A 26,579-nucleotide genomic window follows, 5' to 3' on the forward strand; every position below is an offset into this window, starting at 1 on the left:
AAACAAGTAGCTGGACTGATTGCATTAGAAAGTACTTCTCAGAAGATAAAAAGCCTATTATTCTCTTTTCCGAAGCTTAGAATCAATAAAACCCGCCAATACCTCAAGTGCTCTGTCAAAACTCTTATTGTTGGGAATGATTATGTCAGCCTGCTCTTTCATGGGTGCCAGGTATTTGTCATACGTCGGCATGACGTGTTTTTCAAACCGGTATAACACATCATCAAGGTCATACCCCCTTTCCACTTTATCACGAATAATCCTTCTTTTAAGCTTAACATGCGCTTTTGCATCAATAAAAAGACGCAAGTCCATCAGCTCATTGAGCTCCGGAAAATGCATAACAAAAAGTCCTTCTACTATCACCAGTGGCGCAGGGCTAAATTTCAATAACTTAGGAACTACCTTTGGGTTATTGAATGTATATTCCTGGCGTTGAAAACCTTCTCCGGCTTTGATCTTTCTAATGTCACTACTAAAAGCGGCAGAATCGATGGATTGCGGTGTATCAAAATTCTTGACTCCATTTTCATCCACGGGCTGTTGATCCCGCGGAAAATAATAATTGTCCTGGGAGATAAGGCAGATATCCCGGCTATCGAAAAGGTGTAGCAGGCTATTGAGGAACATGGTTTTGCCTGAGGCGCTACCTCCCGTTATACCAACTAAAAATGGTTTCAATGCTCCTCCTGGTAATGTTTGATGAGATAAGCAACCAACTTGCTTATGGCAACGGCCCGATGACTTATTTCATTCTTTTGTTCTAATGACATTTCGGCAAATGTCTTACTCTTGCCCTTGGGTAAAAATACCGGATCATAACCAAATCCGTCGGTACCTTTCAATTCGTCCAGGATCTCACCTTTTACCATACCTTCAAACTGTTTTACCTTACCGTGTTCATTGATAAAAGTGATTACAGTTCTAAATTGCGCCTTCCGGTCCTCACTCCCACTTAGCTTATCCAGGAGCAATTGAATGTTATCCGCATTACCTCTGTGTTCTCCGGCATACCGTGCAGAGTATACTCCCGGTTCGCCATCCAGGGCAAATACCTCTAAGCCTGTATCATCGGCAAAGCAGGGGATACCATACTTTTTGTACACATATTCAGCCTTCTGATGTGAATTACCCTCCAGCGTATTTTGCGTTTCAGGCAGTTCTTCAACACAGCCGATATCCAACAAACTGATCAACTCAATATCTTCAGGTAAAAGGCTCCGTATTTCGTTGACCTTAAACTGGTTATTAGTAGCGAAGCAAATACGCATTAATTCACAGATATGAATTCGATGTCAAATTCCAGGATGGCGTTGGGAGGGATCACACCATCCTGGGTACCATTTACACCATAACCATAAGGTGATGGAAGGTAAATCGTCCGGGATTCTCCTATTTTCATTTCTGGTATCATTACTTGCCATCCGATAATCAAACCTTCGGCAAGAGAAAACGGGCTGTTCGTTCCATCATCGAAGGCTACTGTTTCTCCAAATATCCTTCCTTCATAATTGGCCCTGAAATTAGGGGAAGTACTGAAATTTGGTGAATCACTGGTGCCAATGTCATTTATAACATAACGTATACCGCTTGGATGCTCCGCAGGAGTAATATTACGTTCCGCTAAGGCATTATCTATGACCTGAATATCCTGTTTCAACCGTATATGGTTCAGCTCTTCAAAGTCAATATCCATTATTAGCACTGAGTTAGCGGGCACGCCGTCCACTTCACGCGTACCATACCCTAAGCCAGAAGGAATGTATGCCGTTACAGACCCTCCTTCTCTGACCTTAGTGATAGCAGAAATAATACCGCGAATACCATTATTAAATACAGCAAGTGTATTGGATTTTTTACTGGTGACTGATGTAAATTGGGCTCCTGTGGACATTACCCGGCCTTCATACGAAAGTGTGATCGAATCTGCAAAAAAAACAAGGGCCAGACCTGTTCCCGGGTTAGTTACAACATAGCTTATTCCTGAACTTTCATCCCGTTGAGCATTTATACCATTGGTAGCCAGGTATTGATCAATTAATTCCAAGTCAATCCTGAACTGCTCTGACGTATCAATCCCATCGTCGGAGTCTAAACAACCCGATAAAAACAGAGAAGATAACAACGCAGTTACCGTAAGGAATAAATAGCCCGGTTTTCTCATCTTTTAACAGTTAAAGTAAAAACTAATTAAAATCTATTAATTCTACATCAAAGACCAAAATAGAGTTCGCTCCTATCTGTGCACTCCTTTGGCGTGGCCCGTAAGCCAATGGTGACGGGATATATAAGGTGGCCTTTGAACCTTTATTTAACAAAGCTATGCCTTCATCCCATCCTTTTATCACAGAACCTGTTCCCAATTGAAACTCAAAAGGTCCATAATCACGACCTTCTGTATACAAGCCTTTTTCCTTGGCAACTTCCTCCACACTACTATCAAAGTACTCTCCATTAAGTACATATCCTGTATAATTTACTTTTACCGTAGAGCCACTGGAAGCATTTTCTCCACTACCTTCCTCTGTGATCACATAACTTATACCTGATTCCGTCTTCTGAGCTTCAATATTATTTTCTGACAGATATTTATCAATGGTTTCTATGTCTTCTTCCAGTTGCTGTGCAGCGCCTTCTTCTTCCTTTTGTTGCTGTTTTTGTTGCATTTCAATTTGCCAGGCCTGGAAGCCTTCTCTATCATATATCTCTGCAATACCCACCTGGAATGTCAGCGTACTGGTACTATCCAATGACGGCGGCATAGGCGCTTTAAATGTCTTTGAAAAAAGTTGCGTGGCGCCAATAGAAAATTGTGCACTATCTCCCTTTTTCAAATCCGAGAAAATAGAATAAATACTACCTTCCGCCATAGCCCATGTAGAATCTTTCTGAAGAACTACCGGAAAACCATTGTCTGCAGTATTCATCCAGGTAGAATCGTTTTGATCAGTATAACGCATATTCATGAGAATAAATTCACCATTTTCAGCTGTTGCACCTTCACCGCTCGCGATGAGCGTATATTTTAACCCGTTTGTGGCTATAGTTTCACTGTTACCACAAGACGAAATCACCCATGCCAACAAGGCCATCAAGCCTAAATTTAATTTTCTCATTTATGCGTACGTTTTAATAGTATTACTTAGTTGTTCTTTATATTCTTTTACCAAGCCTTCAAACTTAGCTACAGTATCCTCTAATGTCAATTCTGATTTCCCTCCGGCGGCATTTCTGTGTCCTCCACCCTCAAAATGTTTTCTTGCGAATTCATTTACTGAGAATTCACCAATAGAACGAAAAGATATTTTGATCATCACTGACCGATCTACGATCAATGTCGCAAATTTGATCCCGGTGATGGATAAAGCATAGTTCACCAACCCTTCGGTATCTCCTGTTTGCGATTTAAACCTTTTCAGATCGTCTGATGAAATGGCAAAATAAGCTGTATTATATTCAGGAAGTATAGTAAGGCGTTCGCTCAGCGCAAAGCCCAGAAACTTTACTCTATCTACAGAATTAGAATCATAAATAAGTTTAGCCACCTTAGCCGTGTCTGCACCTTTTCCAACAAGGTCAGCACATACCTTAAATACATTACCTGTTGTATTGGGGTGTTTAAAGCTACCTGTATCAGTCATTATACCGGCATACAAGCTTTCTGCCATGTCTGCATCGATCAGGTCTGTATCCTCCATATCTTCAATAAGCTGATAGGTCAGCTCTGCTGTAGCCGCAGCAGCCGTACTCCAATACATAAAATCAGCAAAATCGTCAGGTTGCAGATGATGGTCTATCAAAACCTTTTTTGCCGAAGATTTCGCTACTATTTCACCAAGTTCATTGAGCCTGGCAAGGTTGGAGAAGTCCAGACAGCACACAATATCTGCTTCTTGAATAAGTTGTGCAGAAAGCACTTTCTGCTCTTCATAGACAATTACCTCCTCATTGCCTTTCATCCAGGCAAGAAAACTTGCATAGTCTGTTGGGGAAATGACATTTACCTGATGGCCCTTTTTCTTAAGGTAACCGGCCAGGGCTAAAGAAGATCCCAGTGCATCTGCATCTGGTTTATGGTGAGTGGTAATGATCACTTTGCCAGGGGAACTTACCAGCTCTCTAAATATTTCAACATTCTGCATCTTAAAACCCCACCTTTTATTCAGGAAGGTTACTGCTTAAGTAAGCGGCAAAATTGATAATAAAATAAATCAAATACAAAACACAATGCCGGATAAGCTTACGTGATATAATTAAGGGAATTAGGCTATTGAGGTATTCATTCAAAGTGCTACTTTTGCGCCAAAATTCAAAAGATATTAAAATACCATGGCGGGAAAAAGAACTTTTACAATGATAAAACCGGACGCAGTAGGGGCCGGAAATACGGGCGCTATCATCAAAATGATAGAAGAAGCAGGTTTCAGGATCATAGCGATGAAAAAGACGCATCTCTCAAAAGAACGTGCCGGACAGTTTTATGAAGTTCATAAAGAAAGACCCTTCTATAATGACCTTACATCTTACATGTCATCAGGTGCTATTATTCCCATGATATTGGAAAAAGACAATGCTGTTGAAGACTTTAGAAAACTCATTGGAGCTACTAATCCAAAAGAAGCCGCTGAAGGAACAATACGTGCTTTGTTTGCAGAATCTATTGAAGCGAATGCAATTCATGGTTCTGATTCAGACGAAAATGCACAGATAGAAGGAAGTTTTTTCTTTTCTGCAACGGAGCAATTCTAAGACCATTTGAGGCCCTGGCTCACACCAGGGTCTGTCTTCCTACTTCATACTGTGAGCAGCACAGCATTCCTTGCTTTCCTGGGATTTAATACTGTTTGGAAAATCACAACTTTATGCAAACATTCTTAGGCTCTGTAAAAAACCGGAGTGCCTCCCAGCCACCTTCTCTACCCACACCTGATTGTTTCATACCACCGAAAGGTGTTCTCAGATCTCTCAAAAGCCAACAGTTAATCCAAATGATACCACTTTTTAACCGGTCGGCCATACGATGAGCACGCGTCAGGTTTTCAGTCCATAAGGTAGCAGAAAGGCCATAGGCTGTGCTATTCGCATATTCAATCACCTCGTCTTCCCTAGTAAATGGCATAATGGTGACCACAGGTCCGAAAATCTCTTCCTGATTGGTACGGCAATTTGATGCCAGCCCGGTGATTACCGCAGGACGAATGAAATAACCATTCTCACAGCGTCCTGAAAGTTGCTCCTCGCCTCCGGTCAGAAGCGTGCCTCCCTCTTCTTGCGCCAATTGGATATAGCTTAACACTTTGTCCCGATGTGCTGCCGACACAAGTGCTCCGACACGAGTCCCATCTTCCAGCGGATCACCAACGGTAAGGGCTTTGACCTGCCCGACAAAGGCTTCTACAAATTTTTCATAAAGATCTTCTTCCACAAATATCCGGGAACCACACAGACATATTTCTCCCTGATTGGAGAATGAAGAATGTATGGAGGTAGATACTGCCTGATCGAAGTCACAGTCACTAAAAATAATATTAGGATTCTTTCCTCCCAGCTCTAAGGAAGTTTTTTTGAACATAGGCCCTGCGATAGAAGCAATGCGTTTGCCGGTAGTTGTTCCCCCGGTAAAAGAGATAATGGGCACATCCGGATGTTCGACTATGGGCTGCCCCACTTTATCACCTGCCCCATGCACAATGTTCAGCACGCCGGGAGGAAGGCCTGCTTCTACACATAATTTTGATAATAAAAACGCTGTATATGGAGTGAGTTCCGACGGTTTGGCCACTACTGTATTTCCGGCAGCTAACGCAGGAGCTATTTTCCAGGTAAACAGATAAAGTGGCAGGTTCCATGGGGAAATGCAGCATGTTACACCTACCGGTTTTCTTAAGGTATAGTTAATAGCAGCCTGGTCCGTATGATGTGCCTCCGAGGCAAAATGTAAAATGGCAGTTGCATAAAAACGTAAATTCGCCGAAGCCCTGGGAATATCGACTTTACCGGCAAGTTTTACAGGTTTACCATTGTCAATAGACTCTGCCACCGCCAGCACCTCATGATCTCGATCTATGAGATCAGCTATTTTCATAAGAATATCCGAACGCCGTTGTGCAGGTACCTGAGACCATATTTCGAAAGCCATCCGTGCAGACTCCACAGCATGTTTTACATCCCTCATATCCGAATCTGGTATAAGGCTGTAAACCTTACCTATAGCCGGGTCATAGTTATCCAGGTACTCATTCGATACAGGAGGTACCAGCTCACCATTGATATAATTACTGATTTTTTGCATATGGTAAGGTTAACTTGAAGTTAGATAATAAGGCTTATCAGAAGTAGCAGTGCATATTTCTTGGTGCCCTCAAAAATCTCGACATTATAAGCAACTCAACCTTCCTCCATCAACCGGCACATTGATGCCATTGATATACCCGGCGGCCGGGCTGGCAAGAAAGGTTATAGCGGCAGCCACCTCTTCCGGTTCCGCAAATCTTCGTGCTGGTATCTCTGACTTCATATGATTCACTACATCTTCTTCAGACTTACCTGATTTAACCGCATTATTTTTAATAATGGTCTCCAGCCGGGCGGTCATCGTTGCTCCCGGAAGCACGTTATTCACAGTAATACCATAAGGTCCCAGTTCATTAGCCAGTGTCTTAGCCCAGCTTGCAACACCTCCGCGTATAGTGTTAGAAACACCCAATCCATTTATCGGAGCTTTTACAGATGTAGAAATTACATTAATAATACGTCCATAATTTACCGCCTTCATCAACGGCACAAATGTCTGTGCCATGATCTGGTTACAGATGAGATGTCGATTAAAAGCGACCCGAAATTCCTCCAGATCGGCGTCAATGGCCATTCCGGCAGGCGGGCCACCAGAATTATTCACCAGAACGTGGACTTCACCTAGGTCAGCAATATAGCCGGATAAAGCTTCCTGGAGTGACTTTGGTTGGTCAAAATTTGCTTTGACGTAGTGATGGTCCTGTTCATTTTCATTGGCCAGCTCATCTTTTACGCCTTGTAAAGCTGTTTCATTGCGAGCTATCAATGTAATATCTGCACCCAGCCGGGCCAGTTCAATAGCAGTAGCCTTTCCTATGCCCTGTGTACTTCCACAAACTATGGCGCGTTTACCTGTAAAGTCTAAATTCATACGATCAATTCGTTATCAGCATGGTTTTATTTTCACTAAATTTAGCGAGAAATAAAGAAACTACTTCTATGGCTATTCAAAGACCCTTTAACCTGAAAAAATGGATTGAAGATAATAGGGATATCCTCAAACCTCCTATTGGAAATAAAAACCTGTACGCTGACGCCGGGGATTATATCGTGATGATAGTAGGTGGGCCTAATGCCCGTAAGGATTATCATTATAATGATACGGAAGAGCTGTTTTATCAGTTGGAAGGAGACATTACTGTCAAAATACAGGAAGACGGGAAGGCTGTTGATGTAGCCATCAAAGAAGGTGATATGTATTTGCATCCTGCTAAAGTCCCGCATTCTCCTATTCGACCGGCAGGCAGTGTAGGTCTTGTCATCGAACGAAAAAGAGAGAAAGCTCATACGGACGGGTTGTTATGGTTCTGCGATAACTGTAACCACAAACTTCATGAAACCTATTTTCCACTGGTGGACATTGAAAAAGACTTTTTGTCACGCTTCAGGGAGTTTTACAGTTCTGAAGACTTAAGAACGTGTAATAACTGCGGCCAAACCATGGAAACTGATCCACGATTCGTCTAATGAAGAAAAAAACGATAGCATCTCCCATTGGGCCGCTGGCAATATACGAGGATGACAAATGTATCGTTGAGATAAAATTCGATGAAGAAACAAAGGCCAATGATACCTCTGAGCTCCTGGATGCATGTGAGCAGCAGCTTTCCGAATACTTCAAAGGAGAGCGATCCGAATTTTCACTGCCTGTTGAATTAAGGGGAACAGACTTCCAAAAACAGGTTTGGACCGAGCTGCGAAAAATCCCTTACGGCAAAACGATATCATATTCTGAGCTGGCCATTCGTCTCGGAGATATTAAAACAATACGTGCTGCGGGTAGCGCCAATGGAAAAAATAAGCTGCCTATTCTAATACCTTGTCATCGCGTCATTGGCAAAAATGGTTCTTTGGTAGGTTTTGCCGGTGGGTTATACACCAAAAAGTGGCTGCTTCAGCGTGAAGGAGCTATTCCCGGAGAGCAAATAGACTTATTCCCAAAGAGTTAATAAAATATTGTATACTAGTAGCACCTCCCATTTTATCCGTATCGTATCCACTAGCAACTAACGTCTTTCAAAGCTATACAAAGCTCACAAACAATGTATTTACCAGCCCTCTATCACACATTCATATGACGTACGAAAACTCTCTTGAATTTGCTCTCAGGCTTGATGAAAAGGACCACCTGAAAAACTATAGGTCACAATTTCACATTCCGCAACACAACGGAAAAGATTGTGTTTATTTCACTGGCAACTCGCTGGGATTACAGCCAAAAACCACTAAAAAAATCATCGAGGAAGAGCTTTCAGGCTGGGCCACACTGGGTGTTGAAGGTCATTTTCATAACAATAAAAGACCATGGTTTTATTATCATCAATTCAGTAAGCAGTCACTTGCACAGCTTTTAGGGGCTAAGCCGGTGGAAGTGGTATCTATGAACAACCTCACTTCCAACCTTCATTTGATGCTAGCCTCTTTCTACCGACCAACTGGTAAAAGGTGCAAAATCCTAATAGAAGGGGGTGCCTTCCCCTCTGATCAATATGCGGTGGAAAGCCAGATAAAAAACCATGGCTACGACTGGAATGAAACTTTAATAGAAGTAACTCCAAGAACCGGCGAATATACATTGAGAACGGAAGACATCATAAAAGCCATAGAAGCTCACAAAGATGATCTTGCGCTGGTACTCTTAGGAGGGGTGCAGTATTTCACCGGGCAGTTGTTCGATTTTAAGACGATCACAAAAGCAGCCCACAAAGCCGGCGCATTTACTGGTTTTGATTTGGCCCATGCCATCGGTAACGTACCAATGCAGCTTCATGATGACAATGTAGATTTTGCTGTTTGGTGTAGCTATAAGTATTTAAACTCCGGCCCTGGTGGTGTAAGTGGCGTTTTCATTCATGAAAAACATGGGCTAAATCCCGATACACCACGACTTGCCGGCTGGTGGGGACATGATGAGTCGGAACGGTTTAAAATGGAAAAAGGCTTTAAACCAATGCCTGGTGCCGATGGATGGCAACTGAGCAATGTAAACATATTGAGTAGTGCAGCACATCTTGCTTCATTGGAGATATTTGATGAGGTGGGTATTGAAAGTTTATCGCAAAAAAGTAAGCAGCTAACAGGCTTTTTAGAGTTTTTACTAAACAGTATTCCAAAAGAAAAGTTAGAGATCATAACACCAGAGAATCCGGCCGAGCGGGGCTGCCAACTTTCCATATTGGTACACCATAATGGTAAAGTAGTGTTTGACCAACTGTCTGAACAAGGTGTAATAACAGACTGGCGTGAACCCCATATACCGGGAACGGGTGGTGTGATACGAGTAGCGCCTGTTCCTTTATACAATACCTACTCTGATGTGTATCATTTCTATGATCTAGTACGTAAGGCATTACAATGAAAAAATCTCAATCAATCACCATAGCAGGTGCAGGGTTAGTCGGTTCACTGATAAGTATATACCTGGCAAAGCGCGGCTATGCGGTAAATGTTTTTGAAAAACGCCCGGACATGCGCACAAAAAGCCTGGACGGTGGACGGTCGATTAACCTGGCACTGAGTAATCGCGGATGGTGGCCATTGAAGGAAGTGGGATTGGAATCTGCTGTTATGGATATGGTGATACCTATGACAGGTCGTATGATGCATGATACATCCGGCATACTGACCTTCCAGCCCTATGGTAAAGAAGGACAAGCCATCAACTCTATCTCACGAGGAGGTTTGAATGCTCTGTTAATGAATGAGGCCGAAAAGGAAGGAGTTCAGATCCATTTTAACTGTTCCATTCATCATGTGGACTTCGATACCAGCACCATATCTTATCAAAGAAGTAATGGTCCGCTCACTCAACAGCAGGCGGATATTATTATAGGCTCGGATGGTGCTTTTTCAGCCATAAGAAAGTCCATGCAGCTGACAGATCGCTTCAATTATTCACAGCATTATATTGAGCACGGTTATAAAGAACTGACCATTCCGGCAGGCAAAAACGGTGAATATCTGCTAGATAAACACTCCCTCCATATCTGGCCCAGAGGCAACTATATGTTGATCGCTCTGCCTAACAAAGATGCCAGTTTTACCTGTACGTTATTTTTCCCTTATGAGGGGCCACATTCTTTCGAAAAAATTAATTCCGACAAGGACATTTTGGACCTTTTTGGAAGGGACTTTCCCGATACATTATCCATTATACCCTCCGTAGTTGATGACTACAAAAATAACCCAACCTCATCATTAGTAACCGTTAAATGTTACCCATGGGTAAAAAACAAAACGTTGATCATGGGTGATGCTTCACACGCTATTGTACCCTTTTATGGCCAGGGCATGAACAGTGGCTTTGAAGACTGTAGGGTATTGAATGCTTTACTGGACACCTTTGATGATAACTGGAACGAAGTACTTCCCACCTTTCAACAGGAACGTAAGCCAGATGCTGACGCTATTTCACACCTGGCATTGCAAAACTTTATAGAAATGCGTGACCTGGTAGGGGATGAAAGTTTCTTACTCCGAAAAAAAATTGAAGCCAAACTCCAGGAGCGCTATCCCGATAAATGGGTACCCCTGTATTCCATGGTTACCTTCCGGGAGTCATTAAGGTATTCCCAAGCATTGGAAAAAGGGCTACAGCAAAAAAAGATCATGGATGAAGTAATGAATACTCCCGGAATTGAAAAAAACTGGGAGCAGTTGGATCTGGAAAATATTGTGATTCAATTAGAGCAGTAATATGTACTATGAGTTCATTAATTGTTCATACTGGTAATAGCGGTTCAAAATATAATGGACGTAATTCACCGGTTCTTCTCCACGACAGTAACCGAAGCGAACAATTGGATCATTCATGTACTCTTTTTTGCTTTTATGGAGCAAATAGTATTCTACATTATTATCCCACACCGTTGGGTCTTTTCCGTACTTTTTAGCCAGATTACGTGCATCCACAACGTGACCCAGACCCACGTTGTAAGACGCCAACACAAATTTGATCCGCTCCTCTTCATCATGTATCGTACCAGCCCATAATCCGTCAAGGTAACGCAGGAAACCAACTCCTGCCCATATGCTCTGAATTGGGTCAGTCAGCTGACGGGCACCGTATCTCTTCCCTGTTTCGGGTATTAATTGCATGAGACCAATCGCTCCGGCCCAGGATTTTGCATTAGGATCAAACCGTGATTCCTGGTAGATCTGTGAAGCAAGAAGCAACCAGTTCCACCCTATGGAATCTGCGGCGGCTTTAATGACATCATCATACGCTGAAATACTTTGCCCTGAAATAGAAGAAAAATCACTCTTGGCACGAATAGCAAAAGCACGCGGACTACGATAATATTTATTATAAATAACATTAAACGTAGGTTGCCTTTTTATGCTTCTTAACCAGTCATTAAGTTCATCTAACAGCTCAGGATCGTTCTTACGTACCGCCCAGGCAATTTGCTGCGGAAAACTGATTGGCGTCTTTACATCAATGTTGGAATAGTAAGAAGCATTCACCAGGGCCACTGACTCATCTGCGACCGTATAAAGTAAATCGCCACGGGCGACCATCTTTATCAGAGACTCTGTTTCAAGACTATCTTCCGTTTCTATAATGATTATATCTCCTCCTATTTCATGAGCCAGGTTATGCAAACGATCAGCATATGCCGAGCTTCTCCGCACGTACAATTCCTTCCCAATAAGGTCTACCTGATTTCTGATTACAGCTCTCTCAAACTGATCCAACGTTAACTGTCGCCAGTTATCAGGCTTACGCTGTACTAATACCTGGCGTGTTGTATAATGGCTATTCGTAAAATTCGCAAGCTTTTTTCGTTCTTTCGTAACGGTTAACTGATTGGCAATAATATCTCCCTTGCCTTGATTGAGCATTTTGAACGAATTATCAATACTTTGAGTGATCTTTATTTCCAATCTTACACCCAAGTGCTCTGCAAAAAGCTGTAGCAGGTCATAATCATAACCCATAGGCTGGCCTTTATAAAGAAAGTAGCCTGTAGAACTGTTGTCAACAATAGCAATCAGCGAGCCACGATCTTTGATTTTCTTGAGATTAAAATCTATTACCGTACTTGTTAAAGCCGGGTTATCTTTACCAGCTACACCTGTACTCTCATTTCCAGGTCCTTTACAACCTGAAAGTAATAAAATCCCAAAAAGAACTGCCCATATGCTTTTTTTCTGTGACAACATTTGCCGCATGATTTCAAAATAGTGATATTTTTGATACCGAAAAAGCATACGATAAGTTAAAAAAAAGATTACGCATGGTTCTGTATAATGTTACAGTGGGTATTGATATAACAGTAGAGCAGGAATGGTTGATATGGATGAAGGAAGAACATATTCCCGAAGTAATGGGTACAGGGCTTTTCGTTGAGTCTAAAATGTACAAAGTACTCGGACAAAATGAAGATCCGCAGACTAACTCATATTCTATTCAGTATTTCGCTAAGAATGTGGGTATTGTCGATGAATATTTAAGCAAACACGCTCCAGGCCTTATTCAAAAACATCAGGACAGGTATGGAAAACATCACGTGGCTTTCCGTACGTTATTGGAAGAAGTGATCTGACATCCACTTAAAGAACTTAAACATGTCCCGAACGGACAAATAGGGCCTTTAACGTTTCTAATTTCACATACCTGAGGCATTCATTTAAATTTGAATTTCCATCAACTTTCTAAAGGTATGTCAAAGTTATTTTTAGAACCCACAGAAGATAGCCCTCGTATACTCTTTAATTCTGATACAGGGCACCTGGTTATCCGGGGTCGATCGTTCATGGAAGATACCAGTCCTTTCTATTTTGCTATTATAGAATGGCTCCGTGATTACTTTAAAAACCCAAAGCCATATACATTACTCGAGCTTGAATTTGACTACATTAATTCTGCCTCTTATCGCATGGTAGTAGATGTCATTGGAGAGCTTAATAAATACTTCGTGATCGGATATATCATAGAAGTAAGGTGGGGGTACTATCCGGATGATGAGTGCCTGGCTGAAATGGGTGAGGAGTTGAAAGATATGTTTGACCTACCTATACAGTCTAACGTTATAGCCAGCTAATTGATCTACCAGTCTATACTACAATTCACCCACTCATCGTCCAGAGTGGCCTGGTAATATTTTTTATAGAAATTGATGGCCGGTTCATTCCAATCCAGTACCTGCCACATCATCCCTGTACATCCTGTACTTTTACCTTGATCAATAATAGCGTCAAATAGCTTTTTACCTGTCCCACGGCCTCGTTCATTTTCAGTAACAACAAGGTCTTCCAGGTAGATCCGCTTGCCTTTCCAGGTAGAATAGCGATAGTAGTAAAGCGCTATACCGACTATTCCTTTGTGTTCCTCCACTGCGACAAAAAAGCCAAAAACCGGCACCTCTCCAAAACCATCTTCTTCCATCATTTGCACAGTATTAGAGACCTGATCTGCTGCCTTTTCATATTGGGCCAACTCCTTGATCAATGATAAAACCTGCGGTAAGTCCTCTTTCGTTCCTCTTCTAATAATCATGTAATAATTAACAATGATCGTTACTAAAATTGCACTTGGTTCATTATTGCGCCTCTTTAGCTAAAGGGGGGATAACCCCCATGTTATACCAGGCAAACGAATAGATATCCGCCACCTGCTCTATCCTTTTACTTATGGGAGTACCAGCACCATGACCGGCATCCGTTTCTATTCTGATCAACACCGGGTCTTCACCGGCCTGATGCTCTTGTAATGTAGCAGCATATTTGAATGAATGTGCCGGCACCACCCTGTCATCATGATCCGCTGTAGTTACCATAGTGGCAGGATAAGAGGTTCCCGAGCGCAAATTATGCACCGGAGAATATCCTTTTAGGTATTCAAACATCTCTTTTGAATCTTCAGAAGTGCCATAATCCGTAGCCCAGGCCCAGCCTATGGTAAATTTGTGGTAACGTAACATATCCATAACTCCTACAGCAGGAAAAGCTACTTTCATCAAATCCGGTCGTTGTGTCATAGTGGCTCCTACTAATAAACCACCGTTACTTCCACCAGCTATGGCAAGATAATCACTGGAGGTGTATTGGTTTGCTATGAGGTATTCCCCGGCAGCGATAAAATCGTCAAATACATTTTGCTTCTGCATTTTGGTACCTGCTTCGTGCCATTTCTCGCCATATTCACCTCCTCCACGAATATTTGGCTGTGCATATATTCCACCATTTTCTAACCAAAGAATACGCTGAGTACTAAAAGAAGGCTTCAAGCTTATATTAAAACCTCCATAGGCATACAGGTAAGTAGGGTTTGTGCCATCCAGCGTAAGACCTTTTTTATGCACAATGAACATGGGTACCTTAGTACCATCCTTACTGTCATAAAATACCTGCCGGGTTTCATAATCTTCAGGGTTGAAATCAACTTGCGGGCTTTCATATAATTCAGAGCTCCCTGTGGCCAGGTCGTATTTAAATATGGTGGGCGGATAGGTAAAAGAAGTAAACGTATAATAAAGTTCGGCATCAGCCTGTTTACCACTAAAACCGTACGCTGTTCCTATCCCTGGCAAAGCTACGTTCCGCACTAGTTTTCCCTCCATGTCATGTTGCTTTATAGCCGTTTTTGCATCTTCCAGATAATCAGTAAAAATAAACCCTCCTGCCGTGGCAGCAGAAAGTACCTGATCGGTTTCAGGAATTACGTCGACCCAATTTTCAGGCAGTGGATTTTCCGGATCGACTGCTACCACTCTGTAATTAGGTGCTTCAAGATTAGTTTCTACCAAAAGTCGCCCATTATAGACATCAATTACCTGGTGGTCATTATCAAAATGGTCCACCGCGGTAATAATTTCACTGCTTCCGGTCAAGTCTTTTATAAACAACTGATTCCCCGAAGTACCCTGAAAAGTTGTGATCACCAGAAAACGATTATCTTCCGTAAGATAGCCATTCACACCTACCTTCTCCCCTTCAGGTTCAAAGATCATCTCATCGGCTGATTGAGGTGTACCCATTTTATGATACATCAATTTTGCTTTCGTATTCAATCCTGAAAGTTCTTTGCCCTCTTCAGGCGCATCATATCGGGCATAGTAAAACCCGTCATTATTTAACCATGAAAGGCCACTGAACTTGATGTGTCTCAGTGTATCTCCTACCTGTGATCTATCACCGGTTTTGATTACAATTGCTTTTCTCCAATCTGAGCCCCCTTCTGAAATCAAATATCCAAAAAGACTACCATCGTCTGAAAAACTAGTCCCTCCCAGAGATATCGTTCCATCTTCCTTAAACCCATTGGGATCAAGGAAAACTTCTTCATCCGAACCTTCTAAAGGTTTCCTTAACAGCACATTCTGATTTTGAAGACCATCATTACGATAAAAATAAAGATAGTCTCCATGCTTCGAGGGAGCACTAATACGCTCATAGTTGAACAAGGTTTCCAGACGGCTTTTGATTTTTTCTCTAAATGGGATATCAGACAAATAATCAAATGTCAATTTATTTTGTGCCTGCACCCACTTAGCGGTCTCATCAGAATTATCATCTTCTAACCATCGATATGGGTCCGGGATCTCCGTACCAAAGTATGTATCCACGGTATCCACTTTATCTGAAGTAGGGTAAAGGAATGATTGTTCAGGTTCAGTTTTCGAACAGGCTCCAAACAACGTTACTAAAATCAAAAAATGTACTAACCGGTCCATATTCTCATGGTTTTTATGATGAAGATCGAAAGTACTATGCATAAGACTAACATGCACGTAGTTATTGACGAAAGGTAAATGGCTAACGTAAATTAACTGATTAAGTAAGCTAACGTGTTTAACTCAAGAGCTATAAAACAAGGTGCTACAGGCCAAAATAATCTTAGTTAATCCTGTCAAAGCCTGTGTATGGCACTAGTATTTCAGGAATGACTATACCATCTTCGGTCTGATTATTTTCCAGAAGCGAGGCTACTATCCTTGGTAGCGCCAGTGCACTGCCATTGAGCGTATGTAACAATTGTTTTTTCTTATCTGCAGCCTGATACCTGAGTTTTAATCGATTGGCCTGGTATGTTTCAAAGTTACTCACTGAACTGACTTCTAACCACTTCCCTTGTGCTGCAGAAAATACTTCCATATCAAAGGTCTGAGCAGAAGTAAACCCTAAATCTCCGGCACATAGATTGAGTACACGATACTGTAATCCCAGTTTTTCCAAAAGCCCCTGGACATACTTACACATTTCTTCCAGCGCCTGATAAGACTCTTCCGGGCGCCTGATCTGTACTACCTCAACTTTGTCAAATTGGTGCAGTCGGTTAAGTCCCCGAACGTGCGCCCCCCATGAGCCTGCTTCACGTCTGAAGCATGGGGTAAATCCTACATTTTTGACGGGAAGGTCTTGCTCTTTCAGGATCACATCACGATACATATTGGTAATAGGTACCTCTGCAGTAGGGATCAAGAAAAAATTCTCTTCACTAATGTGATACATCTGTCCGTCTTTATCAGGCAGTTGACCGGTACCGTATCCGGAAGCTTCATTGATAACAATGGGGGGTTGTACTTCCATATAACCGGCTTTGGAAGCTTCTTCCAGGAAGAAATTGACCAGGGCACGCTGTAGTCGGGCACCTTTACCCTTATACACCGGAAATCCGGCGCCGGTTATTTTAACACCAACCTCAAAGTCTATGATATCATACTTCTTTATTAATTCCCAATGAGGTAAAGCACCGGAAGGCAGTGAAGGAGTGCTGCCGTGCTCATAGACTACCTCGTTATGGTCTTCACTCGCCCCTTCAGGCACATTGTTATTCGGGATATTAGGGATAGTATACAGTAACGCCTTTAACTCTTCCTCAGCTGAAGACTGAACGTCTCCCAAACTTTTACTTTTTAACTTTATTTCAGCCGTTTGAGCTTTAATGGATTCCGCTGCTGCCACATCACCTTGTTTCATCAGCCCTCCAATTTGTTTGGAAAGATGATTCGCTTCTGCCAACAAGCTGTCCAACTCTTGCTGGGCAGACCGCCGGGATTCATCTATGGCTAAGACTTGGTTTATAACCTGCTCAGCGTCAGCAAATTTTCTTTTCCCCAGTGCCTTTATCACAAAATCTTTGTTTTCCCGAATGTAGGCTACTTGTAACATGTCTTGATTGTGGTTTTAAAAAGCTGCAAAATAATGGATTTAGGTGCAAATCTTTAGATTTTAACCTCAAGAATGATTATTTCATAACAAATAATTTGGCGATTGAAAGTCGTTCATCTATTATTGCAAAGTCCAAAAAAGACATCTAGGCTTTAGTAGTCTCTCTGATTTCAAAAAGCTTACTCTATTTAATCATCACGATACGTCATTTTTATAAGGTAATAAGCAACAAACCTTATTACATACACAATTTACTCAACATATCTATCCCAAGTCGTAAATGACTCTAACAGTTTTATGTACACTATTGAAGAACTTAATGTAAGGCTTCTTTCGGAACTGAAAGAAATAGCCGAGGAGATGGGCCTGAAAAACTATCGCAAGCTTACCAAGCAAGACCTTATCTATAAAATATTAGACCAGCAGGCAGTGACTCCTGAAAACAAACTTCCTCAGAAAAAGGAAGTTGAAAAACCTGAAAAAAAAGCACCTCAGAAAAAGCGGGCTGAAAAAGCCGAAAAAAAGGAACCCCAGGAAAAGCCTGAAAGAAAAAACGAGAGAAAGAACGAAAAGGCACCCCGTAAAAGAGAGAATGTAGCCAGAAAAAATACAGCGCCTCAGAAAAAAGAGGAGAAAAAAATATCCTCAGATGAGGTCTTAGAATCTTTCAATATCGAAATTGACGATAGTTCAGCTGCTAAGGCTACACCAAAAACTGATAAGCCAGAACCCGTAACTACTCCTGAAGTAGTTGAAAACAAGGAGGAATCTCCCAGAAGAAAAGAAGAAAGAGAAGATAATAGAAACCGCAAGAAAGAAAGCAATGTCAAGGATTTTGACGGTGTGATAGAAAACGAAGGTGTTTTGGAAATCATGCAAGATGGTTATGGTTTCCTCAGATCTTCAGACTATAACTACCTGGCCAGCCCTGATGACATTTACGTTTCACCTTCCCAGATCAAATTATTCGGCCTGAAAACCGGGGATACTGTCAAAGGACAAATAAGGCCTCCAAAGGAAGGAGAAAAATATTTCGCTCTACTCCGTGTCAGCAATGTTAACGGGAAAACTACCGAGGAAATCCGTGACCGGGTACCTTTTGAATACCTTACTCCGCTTTTTCCCGAAGAAAAAATAAAGTTAAGCGCCAAGCCTGACAACTATTCCACACGAATATTGGACCTTTTCTCACCTATTGGTAAAGGACAACGCGGAATGATCGTAGCACAGCCTAAAACAGGTAAAACAGTACTGCTTAAAAATGTGGCCAATGCCATTGCTGAGAATCATCCTGAATGCTACCTGATCATCTTACTTATAGATGAGCGCCCTGAAGAGGTAACTGATATGGCTCGCAGTGTGAAGGCTGAGGTAATTTCTTCCACCTTTGATGAGCAGGCAGAAAGACATGTAAAGGTATCCAGTATGGTGCTTGAAAAAGCCAAGAGGATGGTAGAATGTGGTCATGATGTGGTGATACTTCTTGACTCTATCACCCGACTGGCCCGCGCTTACAATACAGTGGTTCCTTCATCAGGAAAAATTTTATCTGGTGGCGTAGACGCTAATGCACTACACAAACCAAAACGCTTTTTTGGTGCAGCGAGAAATGTAGAAAATGGTGGTTCGTTGACCATTATAGCTACCGCACTAATAGAAACAGGTTCTAAGATGGACGAAGTTATCTTCGAAGAATTCAAAGGAACAGGTAATATGGAACTTCAATTGGACAGAAAGCTTTCCAACAAGCGTGTATATCCTGCCATCGACGTTCCGGCTTCCGGCACACGAAGAGAAGATCTGTTGATGACAGAAGAAGAACTGCAACGCGTTTGGATACTACGCAAATTCATGTCAGACATGAACTCCAACGAAGCCATGGATTTCCTGCTATCCAAAATGAGAGGAACGAGGAACAACGAAGAGTTCCTGATCTCAATGAACGGATAGCGTATCCATCAACGTTCGATATACCGGAAACGGGCTGTAATGTAATCATACAGCCCGTTTTTGTTACCTACCTTTCAAGATGTTAGCAATTCATCAAACATTAGTATTGCAGTATACTTACGGATCCCTGGCATACATTCTAAATTTAAGTTATAACTGATCAGCAGCTTAAAAAGACAAACCTATCACACTACGTACTATAGCTATGTATCCACGTATTTTTCATTAACTTTACCAAAAAACGATGGCCTTTTTATTCGATAATTTTGCAGGCTGGAAAACTTATTGCCAGGAACATAACATATCATTGTTCGAGACTGTATTGGAATACGAAAAAAAACAAAAGGGGCATACACACGATCAAATCCAGCAGGGCCTCGCCAACGCTTATAATGTGATGAAAGAGGCTGTGGATACAGGCCTTAAAGAAGAAATGACCTCCCGATCAGGCATGATCAATAACGGAGCAAAAAAAGTATATAACAACTCTACCGTTGTACTGTCAAAGGAATTTCAAAACCTTATTTCCCGGGCACTTGCCGCAAAAGAGGTAAACTCCTGTATGGGTCGTGTGGTGGCTGCTCCAACTGCCGGCGCTTCAGGGATACTACCAGGTACTTTATACACATTACAGGAAATCCACCAATTGGACGACAATAAGATCATGGAAGGCTTGTTAGTGGGGGCCGGCATTGCACTTATCATAGAGCAACGGGCCTCCCTTGCAGGAGCTGTAGGTGGCTGCCAGGCAGAAACAGGTAGTGCTGCCGCTATGGCATCGGGAGCTATTGTGCATTGTTTGGGTGGAGATATAGATCAGGTCTTTAATGCTGTCGCTATCACAATCCAGTGCATGCTTGGCCTTGTCTGCGACCCTGTCGCAGGCCTGGTAGAAGTGCCATGTGTTGTGCGAAATGCCAGCGCTGCCGCTATAGCCAATTCATCTGCACAGATCGCTCTGTCCAACGTGAGTGGTGTAATACCTGTTGATGAATGCGTTCAGGCTATGGGAGAAGTAGGACAGAGTATGGAAAGTCGTTATAAAGAAACTGCTTTAGGCGGACTTGCCGCAACAAAAACAGGGCAAGCCATTTCCAAAAAGGTATTGATCCAGGACATTGAAATACTACCTGACGAAGAAGTCAAGGAATAAATTTTTCAAGGAACGCTGTACCTAGTAAGTAGATCCCTGCGGTAAACACTACTGACCAAAAAGTAGCGCTGATCAGCATTGCTATGATCACTTTCGCTTTAGGAGTACCAAAACTCACAACAAGAACAGTGCCCCCTATAGGTGTAAGGATGAGTGGAGTTAAAAAAGAGACACCCGCCAGTCCGTATTTTCTCCAGATACTTACAAACCGCCTGTTTTTCTTGTTGAAGAGCTTCCTGGGTTTAAGAAAGCGTGAAAGTACTTTTTCTCTAAGAAGTGTGCCCAAATAAGTAAATAGTAGCACACTCGCCATCATACCCCCCGTAGTAATCAAAACAGTAGTAATAAAACTAAATCCAGCAGCATACCCTAACGTGGGACCTGCAATGAATTTCACCATCGTCAAGAGGAATATAGTAATCCCCTTCAGAATTTCAGCTTCCATTGCTTTATGAAATTACGGAGTAGGTATATACAGTATAAACAATTAATAAGATAACACCGGACAACTTGCCCAAAGACCTTTTATATAACATAAGAGGTAAGATAAGCAGTGTTACCCCCAACATTACCGTTACGTCTTGCTCTATAATTGCTTTGCTCACGTGAATATCCTTGATGAGGCTGGTTATTCCAAGAATAGAAAGAATATTAAAAATGTTGGACCCCATCAGGTTTCCCAGGGCCAGGTCCGTTTCTTTTTTAATGGATGCTACAATAGCAGTAACCAGTTCCGGAAGGCTGGTTCCCAGTGCTAACACTGTAATACCAATGACTCTTTCACTCACCCCAAGATTCAGCGCCAGTTCCTGTGCTCCTCCTACAAACCAGTCAGAGCCAAAATAAAGCCCGGCGCATCCACCAATGATATATACAAGGTCTTTCCAAAGATTGGACGAAGCTTGTATCGTATTTTTGTCTGTATCCAAATCCATCAAAGCCCTGTTTTCTTTTCTGGATTTTCGAATGATCAACACAGTGTAGATAATAAGAAGTACAATAAATAATACCCCTTCATAGGTGTCGATCGTAGCCTCTTTGCCCTTAATGACCAAATACAACAAGATGGAACTCCCCATAGTAACCGGCCAATCGATCTTAATACTGTCCGTCTGGACTTTTATAACTCCTATCAAGGAAGTGACACCCAGCACAAGCGCCAGGTTGCATATGTTGGACCCTACCACATTACCCATGGTCAGGTCAGGACTACCCGCTAATGCTGCTTTAATGCTGATCAATAATTCAGGTGCAGAAGTACCAAAAGCCACCACAGTCAGCCCCACCACTAAGGGAGAAATATGTGCCCTGAGTGCCATATTTGACGCTCCACGTACCAAAAAGTCACCTCCTAAGATCAAAATAAACAAGCCGGAAATGAGGAGTACAATATTAAAGAGCATCTACAAAAACTTAGTTTTTAGGACCATAGCACAGATCACCTGCATCACCCAATCCTGGAACAATATAAGACTTATCATTTAAATACAAATCAACCGCCCCTGCCCAAATCGTGGCAGGAAAATCGTCCAATTGGTCTGTCACATAGTCAATACCCTCTGGTGCGGCCACAGCACAAGCCAAATGAAGGTGCGTGGGCAAGCCATTCTCACATAGCTGTTTGACTACCTTAACCATGGATTTTCCGGTGGCTAACATTGGGTCTACAACGATAACGTCTCTGTTGATTACATCAGGCAAGGCATAATAATCCGCACTTATTTCAACTTCTTCCGTCCCTTTTTTACGGTAAGCGCCTACAAAGCCCACTTCCGAATGATGGAAAATATCCAAAAATCCTTCCATAAAAGGTGTCGCTGCCCTAAGAATAGTGATAATAACCGGATCCAAGGCTATTACCGGCATATGCATAGAAGCCAGTGGAGTAATCAGATCCTTTTGCTCATAATGCAACTTTTTTGATACCTCATATGCCATTACCCAGCCTAATCTTTTCAAATTATGACGGAACCTAGCCCGGTCATTTTGAATATCTTTGTTGCGAAGTTCAAAGAGAAACTGGTTAGCTACAGAGTTAGTTTCAGATAGAATATGGATCATACTGTTTTATAAGAAGCCTTCTCAAAGATCAATTCTGATGCACTCATAAAAACTGGCGCATCAGCAAAAATAGGTATAACTAAGTTATGACGACAAGATAAAAATTATTCTTCGTATATATTTTTATGGAAACAAGATTATTAAAACAGCTTTGTGAATCATTTGGCCCTTCCGGCAACGAGGTTATGGTAAAAGATTACATCCTGGACTATATAAAAAGAGAATCTAATGCATGGGTTACCGTACCGGAAGTCTATCACGGAGATGAGTTTCAGGACAATATTATTTTAAAATTCGGCACACCTAAAACAGCTATTTTCGCACATATGGATAGCATAGGTTTTACGGTCAGGTATCAAAATCAACTGGTAGCCATTGGCGGCCCCGACACAAAAAGTGGCTACTTACTTACAGGGTCCGATGCCATGGGGCCTATAGAATGTGAATTAGATGTCAGCAAGGATCATCAACTATTTTACAAGTTCGGACGACCCATCGCCACCGGTACCAACCTCGTGTACAAATGTGACTTTAGAGAAACATCGGATACAATATCATCCTGTTGCCTGGATAATCGACTTGGAGTATACAATGCACTGCGTGTAGCTGAAACACTGGAAAATGGTGTCATTGTATTCAGCACTTGGGAAGAACATGGTGGAGGTTCTGTCCCTCATTTGATACGTTTTCTCTATGAACGATGGAGCCTCCGACAGGTATTGATATCTGACATCACCTGGGTAACCGACGGAGTACATCCCGGGCAAGGTGTGGCTATATCTATGCGTGACAGAAACATTCCGAGAAAATCTTTTATCGATAAAATCATTGCACATGCTGAAGCGTCAGGCGTAGATTATCAACTTGAAGTAGAAGGAAACGGGTCTAGTGACGGACGCGAAATACAGCTGTCTCCCTATCCAATAGACTGGTGCTTCATAGGCGCGGCTGAAGAAAACGTACATACACCAAATGAAACCGTTAACAAACATGATATAAAATGTATGATAACGCTATATCAATACCTGATGAAACACCTTTGAATCCTTCATTTTGCCTTTCAATATAATTTCTATATTTGCATGCCTTTTGACAATCGAAAGGCATTTTTATTTTAACTAACATGGTCACAATCAAGGATAAAGATTTTGAAAAGTTCATTAGTCACGATGAAATCTCAGATAAGATCAAGCTCATCAGTGACCGTATCAACGAGGATTATAAAACCAAAAAACCACTTTTCATTGCTATACTAAATGGCTCATTCATTTTTGCCGCTGATCTGCTAAAGGAAATAAATGTTGAATGTGAGATTTCTTTTGTAAAATTGGCCTCTTACGAAGAAATGGAAAGTACCGGTAACGTTAAGCAACTGATAGGGCTTAATGACAATATTTTCAATCGTGACGTAGTCATTATAGAAGATATTATAGATACGGGGAGGACGATCGTAAAAATTTTGGAAGAATTTAAGTCTCTGGGTGCAAATTCAATAGAAATTGCCACACTCCTGCGGAAGCCAAAATCAGAGGCAATCAGTGATCAGCTTAAGTATGTAGGTTTCCAATTACCTGAAGTTTTTGTTCTGGGTTATGGTTTGGATTATGACGGGCTTGGTCGTAATTTAAAGGACTTATATAAACTAAAAGAGGAATAATCCAAACCCCTAACGCAACAAGGAAAAACGTAAGCTATATGTTAAATATCATCATATTTGGCCCCCCAGGGGCAGGAAAAGGCACGCAAAGCGAACGATTAATAGAAAAATACAATCTCAAACATATTTCTACGGGAGACTTATTCAGATGGCATACTAAAAATGACACTGAATTAGGAATTCGTGTTAAAGAAATTATGAACAATGGAGAGTTGGTATCCGATGATATCACCATTGCAATGCTAAAAGAAGAGGTAGAAAAAAATCCGGAGGTGAATGGTTTTCTGTTTGACGGTTTCCCCAGAACAGTAGCCCAGGCCCAGGCACTGGATACATTAATGACCTCTATGAACTCATCCATTCATGGCGTAATAGAGCTGAAAGTTTCGGAAGAAGAGGTGCGATCAAGAATTGCAAAACGGAAATCCATTCAGAACAGAGCTGATGATGAGGAAGACAAACTTAACAGGAGAATAGCTGAATACTTCAATAAAACCGTTCATGTACTACCTTACTACCATGAACAGGGACGGCTTCAAACTGTAAATGGTATCGGCCCAATTGATAAGATCTTCGAAGACATCATTGCGGTAACGAATGGCTTTGAGGTAGCCAAACCTTAAATGAGTGTCATCCGCTAACTTCATTGACTATGTAAAGTTTTGTTCCCGGTCAGGTGCCGGAGGGCATGGATCGGTACACTTTCGGAGAGAAAAACATGTGCCAAAGGGCGGACCTGACGGAGGTAACGGGGGCCGGGGCGGCCATGTTATCTTAAAAGGCAATACCCAGTTGTGGACACTCCTTCACCTGAAGTACAAAAAACATGTAGTGGCTGATAACGGCAAGCCCGGTGAAGGTGGGCGCAGGTCAGGAGCACAAGGTGAAGACATTATTTTAGAAGTGCCATTGGGTACTGTGGCCAAAGACAGCGAGTCTGGTAAAACCTTATTTGAAATTACGACTGAAGGGGAAGAAAAAATACTGACACCCGGTGGGCGAGGTGGTCTGGGCAACGAAAACTTTAAAACAGCTACCAACCAAACTCCAAGATATGCTCAACCCGGTGAAGAAGGCAAAGAAGAGTGGATCACATTAGAGTTAAAAGTACTGGCAGATGTAGGGCTTGTAGGTTTCCCAAATGCTGGTAAATCCACTTTACTCTCTGTACTTTCAGCCGCCAAGCCGGAAATTGCGGATTATCCTTTTACTACGCTAACCCCTAATTTAGGAGTAGTGCCTTACCGCGATTTTAAATCATTTGTAATTGCTGACATCCCTGGCATTATCGAAGGAGCTGCAGACGGAAAAGGACTTGGCATAAGATTTCTCAGGCATATTGAGCGTAATAGTATACTCCTGTTTATGGTCCCGGCAGACTCTGACGACATCAAAAAGGAATATGAAATATTGCTTCAGGAATTAAGAAAATACAACCCTGAGTTATTAGATAAACAACGCTTTTTAGCCATATCCAAATGTGATATGCTGGACGATGAGCTAATGCAGGAAATGAAAGAAGAATTACCCTCAGAGTTACCTCATATATTTATTTCCAGTGTTGCCCAAATAGCTATCGATCAGCTCAAAGATGAGCTTTGGAAAACACTGAATACTGAAAAGATGTCAAAATGACATCTTACAATTTTTGGCAATATAATTGTCTATCAGTGATTGGTTAAATGAAAGTTGTCAAAGATAATCATCATGAAAAGTAATAATACCGACGAAAAAGAAGTAAAAGAGGTCGAGGAAGGGGAGGTAAAAGAGGAAGTTGTAGATGAAACCTCCTCAGAAGATAAAACTGATAACACTGACGCAGAACAGGAAGAAGAGATTCATGACAGAGATGAGGCAGAAGAAAGCAGTGAGCAAGTTTTACAAGACGAATTGGCAGAAAGCAAGGACAAATACCTCAGGCTATATTCTGAATTTGACAATTTCAGGAGGCGTACTGCCAAAGAGAAGCTGGAAATGGTCCAAACGGCAAATGAAGATCTCATCAAATCTCTATTACCGGTAATGGATGACATAGAAAGAGCTGAAAAATCTTTTTCAGAAGAAGGCACAGATATCAAAGCAATTAAGGAAGGGATAGAACTTATCTTTAATAAATTCAAAAAAGCGCTGGAGCAAAAAGGCTTGAATAGTATGGATGATAAAGAAGGATTGGATTTTGATCCCGAATTTCATGAAGCTATTACACAAATTCCTGCACCAAACAAAAAGCTTAAGGGTAAAGTAGTGGATACGGTAGAAAAGGGATATTTATTGAACGAGAAAGTAATACGATACGCCAAAGTAGTCATTGGAAATTAACAGACTATTTCTACAGGAAAAAGAACTGGT

28 protein-coding genes are annotated in these 26,579 nt (G+C 41.8%); 14 read left to right on the forward strand and 14 right to left on the reverse strand.

Going from position 1 to position 26,579, the window contains the following annotated elements:
- Positions 1-57: 57 nt before the first annotated feature.
- From FNH22_RS04175 to FNH22_RS04195, 5 genes are read right to left on the reverse strand one after another with little or no spacing between them, the layout of a single operon-like run.
- Positions 58-681: a uridine kinase gene (locus FNH22_RS04175; RefSeq protein WP_143397082.1), complete on the reverse strand. Its 624-nt coding sequence runs from the start codon at positions 679-681 to the stop codon at positions 58-60.
- A complete protein-coding gene (rdgB, locus tag FNH22_RS04180) occupies positions 678-1,271 on the reverse strand; it encodes an RdgB/HAM1 family non-canonical purine NTP pyrophosphatase (protein WP_143397083.1) in 594 nt (197 codons plus the stop codon). The genes FNH22_RS04175 and rdgB overlap by 4 nt, the downstream gene beginning before the upstream one ends.
- Positions 1,271-2,164: an FKBP-type peptidyl-prolyl cis-trans isomerase gene (locus FNH22_RS04185; protein WP_143397084.1), complete on the reverse strand. Its 894-nt coding sequence runs from the start codon at positions 2,162-2,164 to the stop codon at positions 1,271-1,273. Before FNH22_RS04185 ends, rdgB begins: the two co-directional genes overlap by 1 nt.
- Positions 2,165-2,186: 22 nt before the next feature.
- Positions 2,187-3,116: an FKBP-type peptidyl-prolyl cis-trans isomerase gene (locus FNH22_RS04190; protein WP_143397085.1), complete on the reverse strand. Its 930-nt coding sequence runs from the start codon at positions 3,114-3,116 to the stop codon at positions 2,187-2,189.
- Positions 3,117-4,142 (reverse strand): bifunctional oligoribonuclease/PAP phosphatase NrnA, encoded by a 1,026-nt coding sequence (locus FNH22_RS04195; protein WP_143397086.1) that lies wholly within the window; start codon positions 4,140-4,142, stop codon positions 3,117-3,119.
- A 187-nt stretch (positions 4,143-4,329) separates the two neighbouring features.
- Here FNH22_RS04195 and FNH22_RS04200 point away from each other — a divergent pair, with 187 nt between their 5' ends.
- Positions 4,330-4,749 (forward strand): nucleoside-diphosphate kinase, encoded by a 420-nt coding sequence (locus tag FNH22_RS04200; protein ID WP_143397087.1) that lies wholly within the window; start codon positions 4,330-4,332, stop codon positions 4,747-4,749.
- A gap of 103 nt (positions 4,750-4,852) precedes the next feature.
- Here FNH22_RS04200 and FNH22_RS04205 read toward each other — a convergent pair whose 3' ends face one another.
- Both FNH22_RS04205 and FNH22_RS04210 read right to left on the reverse strand, forming a co-directional pair.
- Positions 4,853-6,292, reverse strand: a complete 1,440-nt coding sequence (locus FNH22_RS04205) for an aldehyde dehydrogenase (RefSeq protein ID WP_143397088.1) — start codon at positions 6,290-6,292, stop codon at positions 4,853-4,855.
- A gap of 84 nt (positions 6,293-6,376) precedes the next feature.
- Positions 6,377-7,165 (reverse strand): SDR family oxidoreductase, encoded by a 789-nt coding sequence (locus FNH22_RS04210; protein ID WP_143397089.1) that lies wholly within the window; start codon positions 7,163-7,165, stop codon positions 6,377-6,379.
- Positions 7,166-7,233: 68 nt separating this feature from the next.
- Here FNH22_RS04210 and FNH22_RS04215 point away from each other — a divergent pair, with 68 nt between their 5' ends.
- The 4 genes from FNH22_RS04215 to FNH22_RS04230 all read left to right on the forward strand — a co-directional run bounded on the left by FNH22_RS04215 (position 7,234) and on the right by FNH22_RS04230 (position 10,989).
- Entirely contained in the window at positions 7,234-7,761 is a 528-nt protein-coding gene (locus FNH22_RS04215; RefSeq protein WP_143397090.1) for a 3-hydroxyanthranilate 3,4-dioxygenase, read from the forward strand.
- The gene (locus tag FNH22_RS04220; protein ID WP_143397091.1) at positions 7,761-8,243 is read left to right on the forward strand and encodes a methylated-DNA--[protein]-cysteine S-methyltransferase; all 483 of its coding nucleotides are present in this window, start codon (positions 7,761-7,763) and stop codon (positions 8,241-8,243) included. The genes FNH22_RS04215 and FNH22_RS04220 overlap by 1 nt, the downstream gene beginning before the upstream one ends.
- Before the next feature lie 125 nt (positions 8,244-8,368).
- Positions 8,369-9,652 carry a kynureninase gene (kynU, locus tag FNH22_RS04225; RefSeq protein ID WP_143397092.1) on the forward strand — a complete coding sequence of 428 codons (1,284 nt, stop codon included), beginning with the start codon at positions 8,369-8,371 and terminating at the stop codon, positions 9,650-9,652.
- On the forward strand, positions 9,649-10,989 hold the full coding sequence (locus FNH22_RS04230; RefSeq protein ID WP_143397093.1) for an NAD(P)/FAD-dependent oxidoreductase: 1,341 nt from the start codon (positions 9,649-9,651) through the stop codon (positions 10,987-10,989). The genes kynU and FNH22_RS04230 overlap by 4 nt, the downstream gene beginning before the upstream one ends.
- A gap of 6 nt (positions 10,990-10,995) precedes the next feature.
- Here FNH22_RS04230 and FNH22_RS04235 read toward each other — a convergent pair whose 3' ends face one another.
- Positions 10,996-12,459 carry a transporter substrate-binding domain-containing protein gene (locus FNH22_RS04235; protein WP_255517985.1) on the reverse strand — a complete coding sequence of 488 codons (1,464 nt, stop codon included), beginning with the start codon at positions 12,457-12,459 and terminating at the stop codon, positions 10,996-10,998.
- A gap of 74 nt (positions 12,460-12,533) precedes the next feature.
- Between FNH22_RS04235 and FNH22_RS04240 the strand changes: the two genes are divergently transcribed.
- Together FNH22_RS04240 and FNH22_RS04245 are read left to right on the forward strand one after the other, a co-directional pair.
- Positions 12,534-12,842, forward strand: a complete 309-nt coding sequence (locus FNH22_RS04240) for a DUF4286 family protein (protein WP_143397094.1) — start codon at positions 12,534-12,536, stop codon at positions 12,840-12,842.
- A gap of 117 nt (positions 12,843-12,959) precedes the next feature.
- A complete protein-coding gene (locus tag FNH22_RS04245; protein ID WP_143397095.1) occupies positions 12,960-13,340 on the forward strand; it encodes a DUF1987 domain-containing protein in 381 nt (126 codons plus the stop codon).
- Between the two features lie 5 nt (positions 13,341-13,345).
- Here the strand turns inward: FNH22_RS04245 and FNH22_RS04250 are convergent, their stop codons facing one another.
- The 3 genes from FNH22_RS04250 to serS all read right to left on the reverse strand — a co-directional run bounded on the left by FNH22_RS04250 (position 13,346) and on the right by serS (position 17,409).
- The gene (locus FNH22_RS04250; protein ID WP_143397096.1) at positions 13,346-13,795 is read right to left on the reverse strand and encodes a GNAT family N-acetyltransferase; all 450 of its coding nucleotides are present in this window, start codon (positions 13,793-13,795) and stop codon (positions 13,346-13,348) included.
- A 43-nt stretch (positions 13,796-13,838) separates the two neighbouring features.
- Complete coding sequence (locus FNH22_RS04255) at positions 13,839-15,971, reverse strand: prolyl oligopeptidase family protein (protein ID WP_143397097.1); 2,133 nt, start codon at positions 15,969-15,971, stop codon at positions 13,839-13,841.
- A gap of 163 nt (positions 15,972-16,134) precedes the next feature.
- Entirely contained in the window at positions 16,135-17,409 is a 1,275-nt protein-coding gene (gene serS / locus FNH22_RS04260; RefSeq protein ID WP_143397098.1) for a serine--tRNA ligase, read from the reverse strand.
- Between the two features lie 297 nt (positions 17,410-17,706).
- On the opposite strand from serS, the gene rho reads away from it, so the two are divergent.
- Together rho and sdaAA are read left to right on the forward strand one after the other, a co-directional pair.
- Positions 17,707-19,359 (forward strand): transcription termination factor Rho, encoded by a 1,653-nt coding sequence (gene rho / locus FNH22_RS04265; RefSeq protein WP_143397099.1) that lies wholly within the window; start codon positions 17,707-17,709, stop codon positions 19,357-19,359.
- Between the two features lie 244 nt (positions 19,360-19,603).
- The gene (gene sdaAA, locus FNH22_RS04270; protein ID WP_143397100.1) at positions 19,604-20,512 is read left to right on the forward strand and encodes an L-serine ammonia-lyase, iron-sulfur-dependent, subunit alpha; all 909 of its coding nucleotides are present in this window, start codon (positions 19,604-19,606) and stop codon (positions 20,510-20,512) included.
- Here sdaAA and FNH22_RS04275 read toward each other — a convergent pair.
- From FNH22_RS04275 to upp, 3 genes are read right to left on the reverse strand one after another with little or no spacing between them, the layout of a single operon-like run.
- On the reverse strand, positions 20,502-20,957 hold the full coding sequence (locus FNH22_RS04275; RefSeq protein WP_143397101.1) for a hypothetical protein: 456 nt from the start codon (positions 20,955-20,957) through the stop codon (positions 20,502-20,504). The two genes, sdaAA and FNH22_RS04275, sit on opposite strands and share 11 nt — an antisense overlap.
- 4 nt (positions 20,958-20,961) lie before the next feature.
- On the reverse strand, positions 20,962-21,915 hold the full coding sequence (locus FNH22_RS04280; RefSeq protein WP_143397102.1) for a calcium/sodium antiporter: 954 nt from the start codon (positions 21,913-21,915) through the stop codon (positions 20,962-20,964).
- 10 nt (positions 21,916-21,925) lie between these two features.
- Entirely contained in the window at positions 21,926-22,573 is a 648-nt protein-coding gene (upp, locus tag FNH22_RS04285) for a uracil phosphoribosyltransferase (RefSeq protein ID WP_370513165.1), read from the reverse strand.
- A 125-nt stretch (positions 22,574-22,698) separates the two neighbouring features.
- Here upp and FNH22_RS04290 point away from each other — a divergent pair, with 125 nt between their 5' ends.
- The 5 genes from FNH22_RS04290 (at position 22,699) to FNH22_RS04310 (ending at position 26,549) form a co-directional block, all read left to right on the forward strand.
- On the forward strand, positions 22,699-23,616 hold the full coding sequence (locus tag FNH22_RS04290; RefSeq protein ID WP_143397103.1) for a M20/M25/M40 family metallo-hydrolase: 918 nt from the start codon (positions 22,699-22,701) through the stop codon (positions 23,614-23,616).
- A gap of 80 nt (positions 23,617-23,696) precedes the next feature.
- On the forward strand, positions 23,697-24,230 hold the full coding sequence (gene hpt / locus FNH22_RS04295; RefSeq protein ID WP_143397104.1) for a hypoxanthine phosphoribosyltransferase: 534 nt from the start codon (positions 23,697-23,699) through the stop codon (positions 24,228-24,230).
- Positions 24,231-24,268: 38 nt separating this feature from the next.
- On the forward strand, positions 24,269-24,853 hold the full coding sequence (locus FNH22_RS04300) for an adenylate kinase (protein WP_143397105.1): 585 nt from the start codon (positions 24,269-24,271) through the stop codon (positions 24,851-24,853).
- A gap of 4 nt (positions 24,854-24,857) precedes the next feature.
- Positions 24,858-25,865, forward strand: a complete 1,008-nt coding sequence (gene obgE / locus FNH22_RS04305) for a GTPase ObgE (RefSeq protein WP_143397106.1) — start codon at positions 24,858-24,860, stop codon at positions 25,863-25,865.
- A 72-nt stretch (positions 25,866-25,937) separates the two neighbouring features.
- Positions 25,938-26,549, forward strand: coding sequence for a nucleotide exchange factor GrpE (locus FNH22_RS04310; protein ID WP_143397107.1), 612 nt, complete (start codon positions 25,938-25,940; stop codon positions 26,547-26,549).
- Positions 26,550-26,579 lie beyond the last annotated feature (30 nt).

Source organism: Fulvivirga sp. M361, assembly GCF_007097395.1.
In the GTDB taxonomy this organism is placed as follows: domain Bacteria; phylum Bacteroidota; class Bacteroidia; order Cytophagales; family Cyclobacteriaceae; genus Fulvivirga.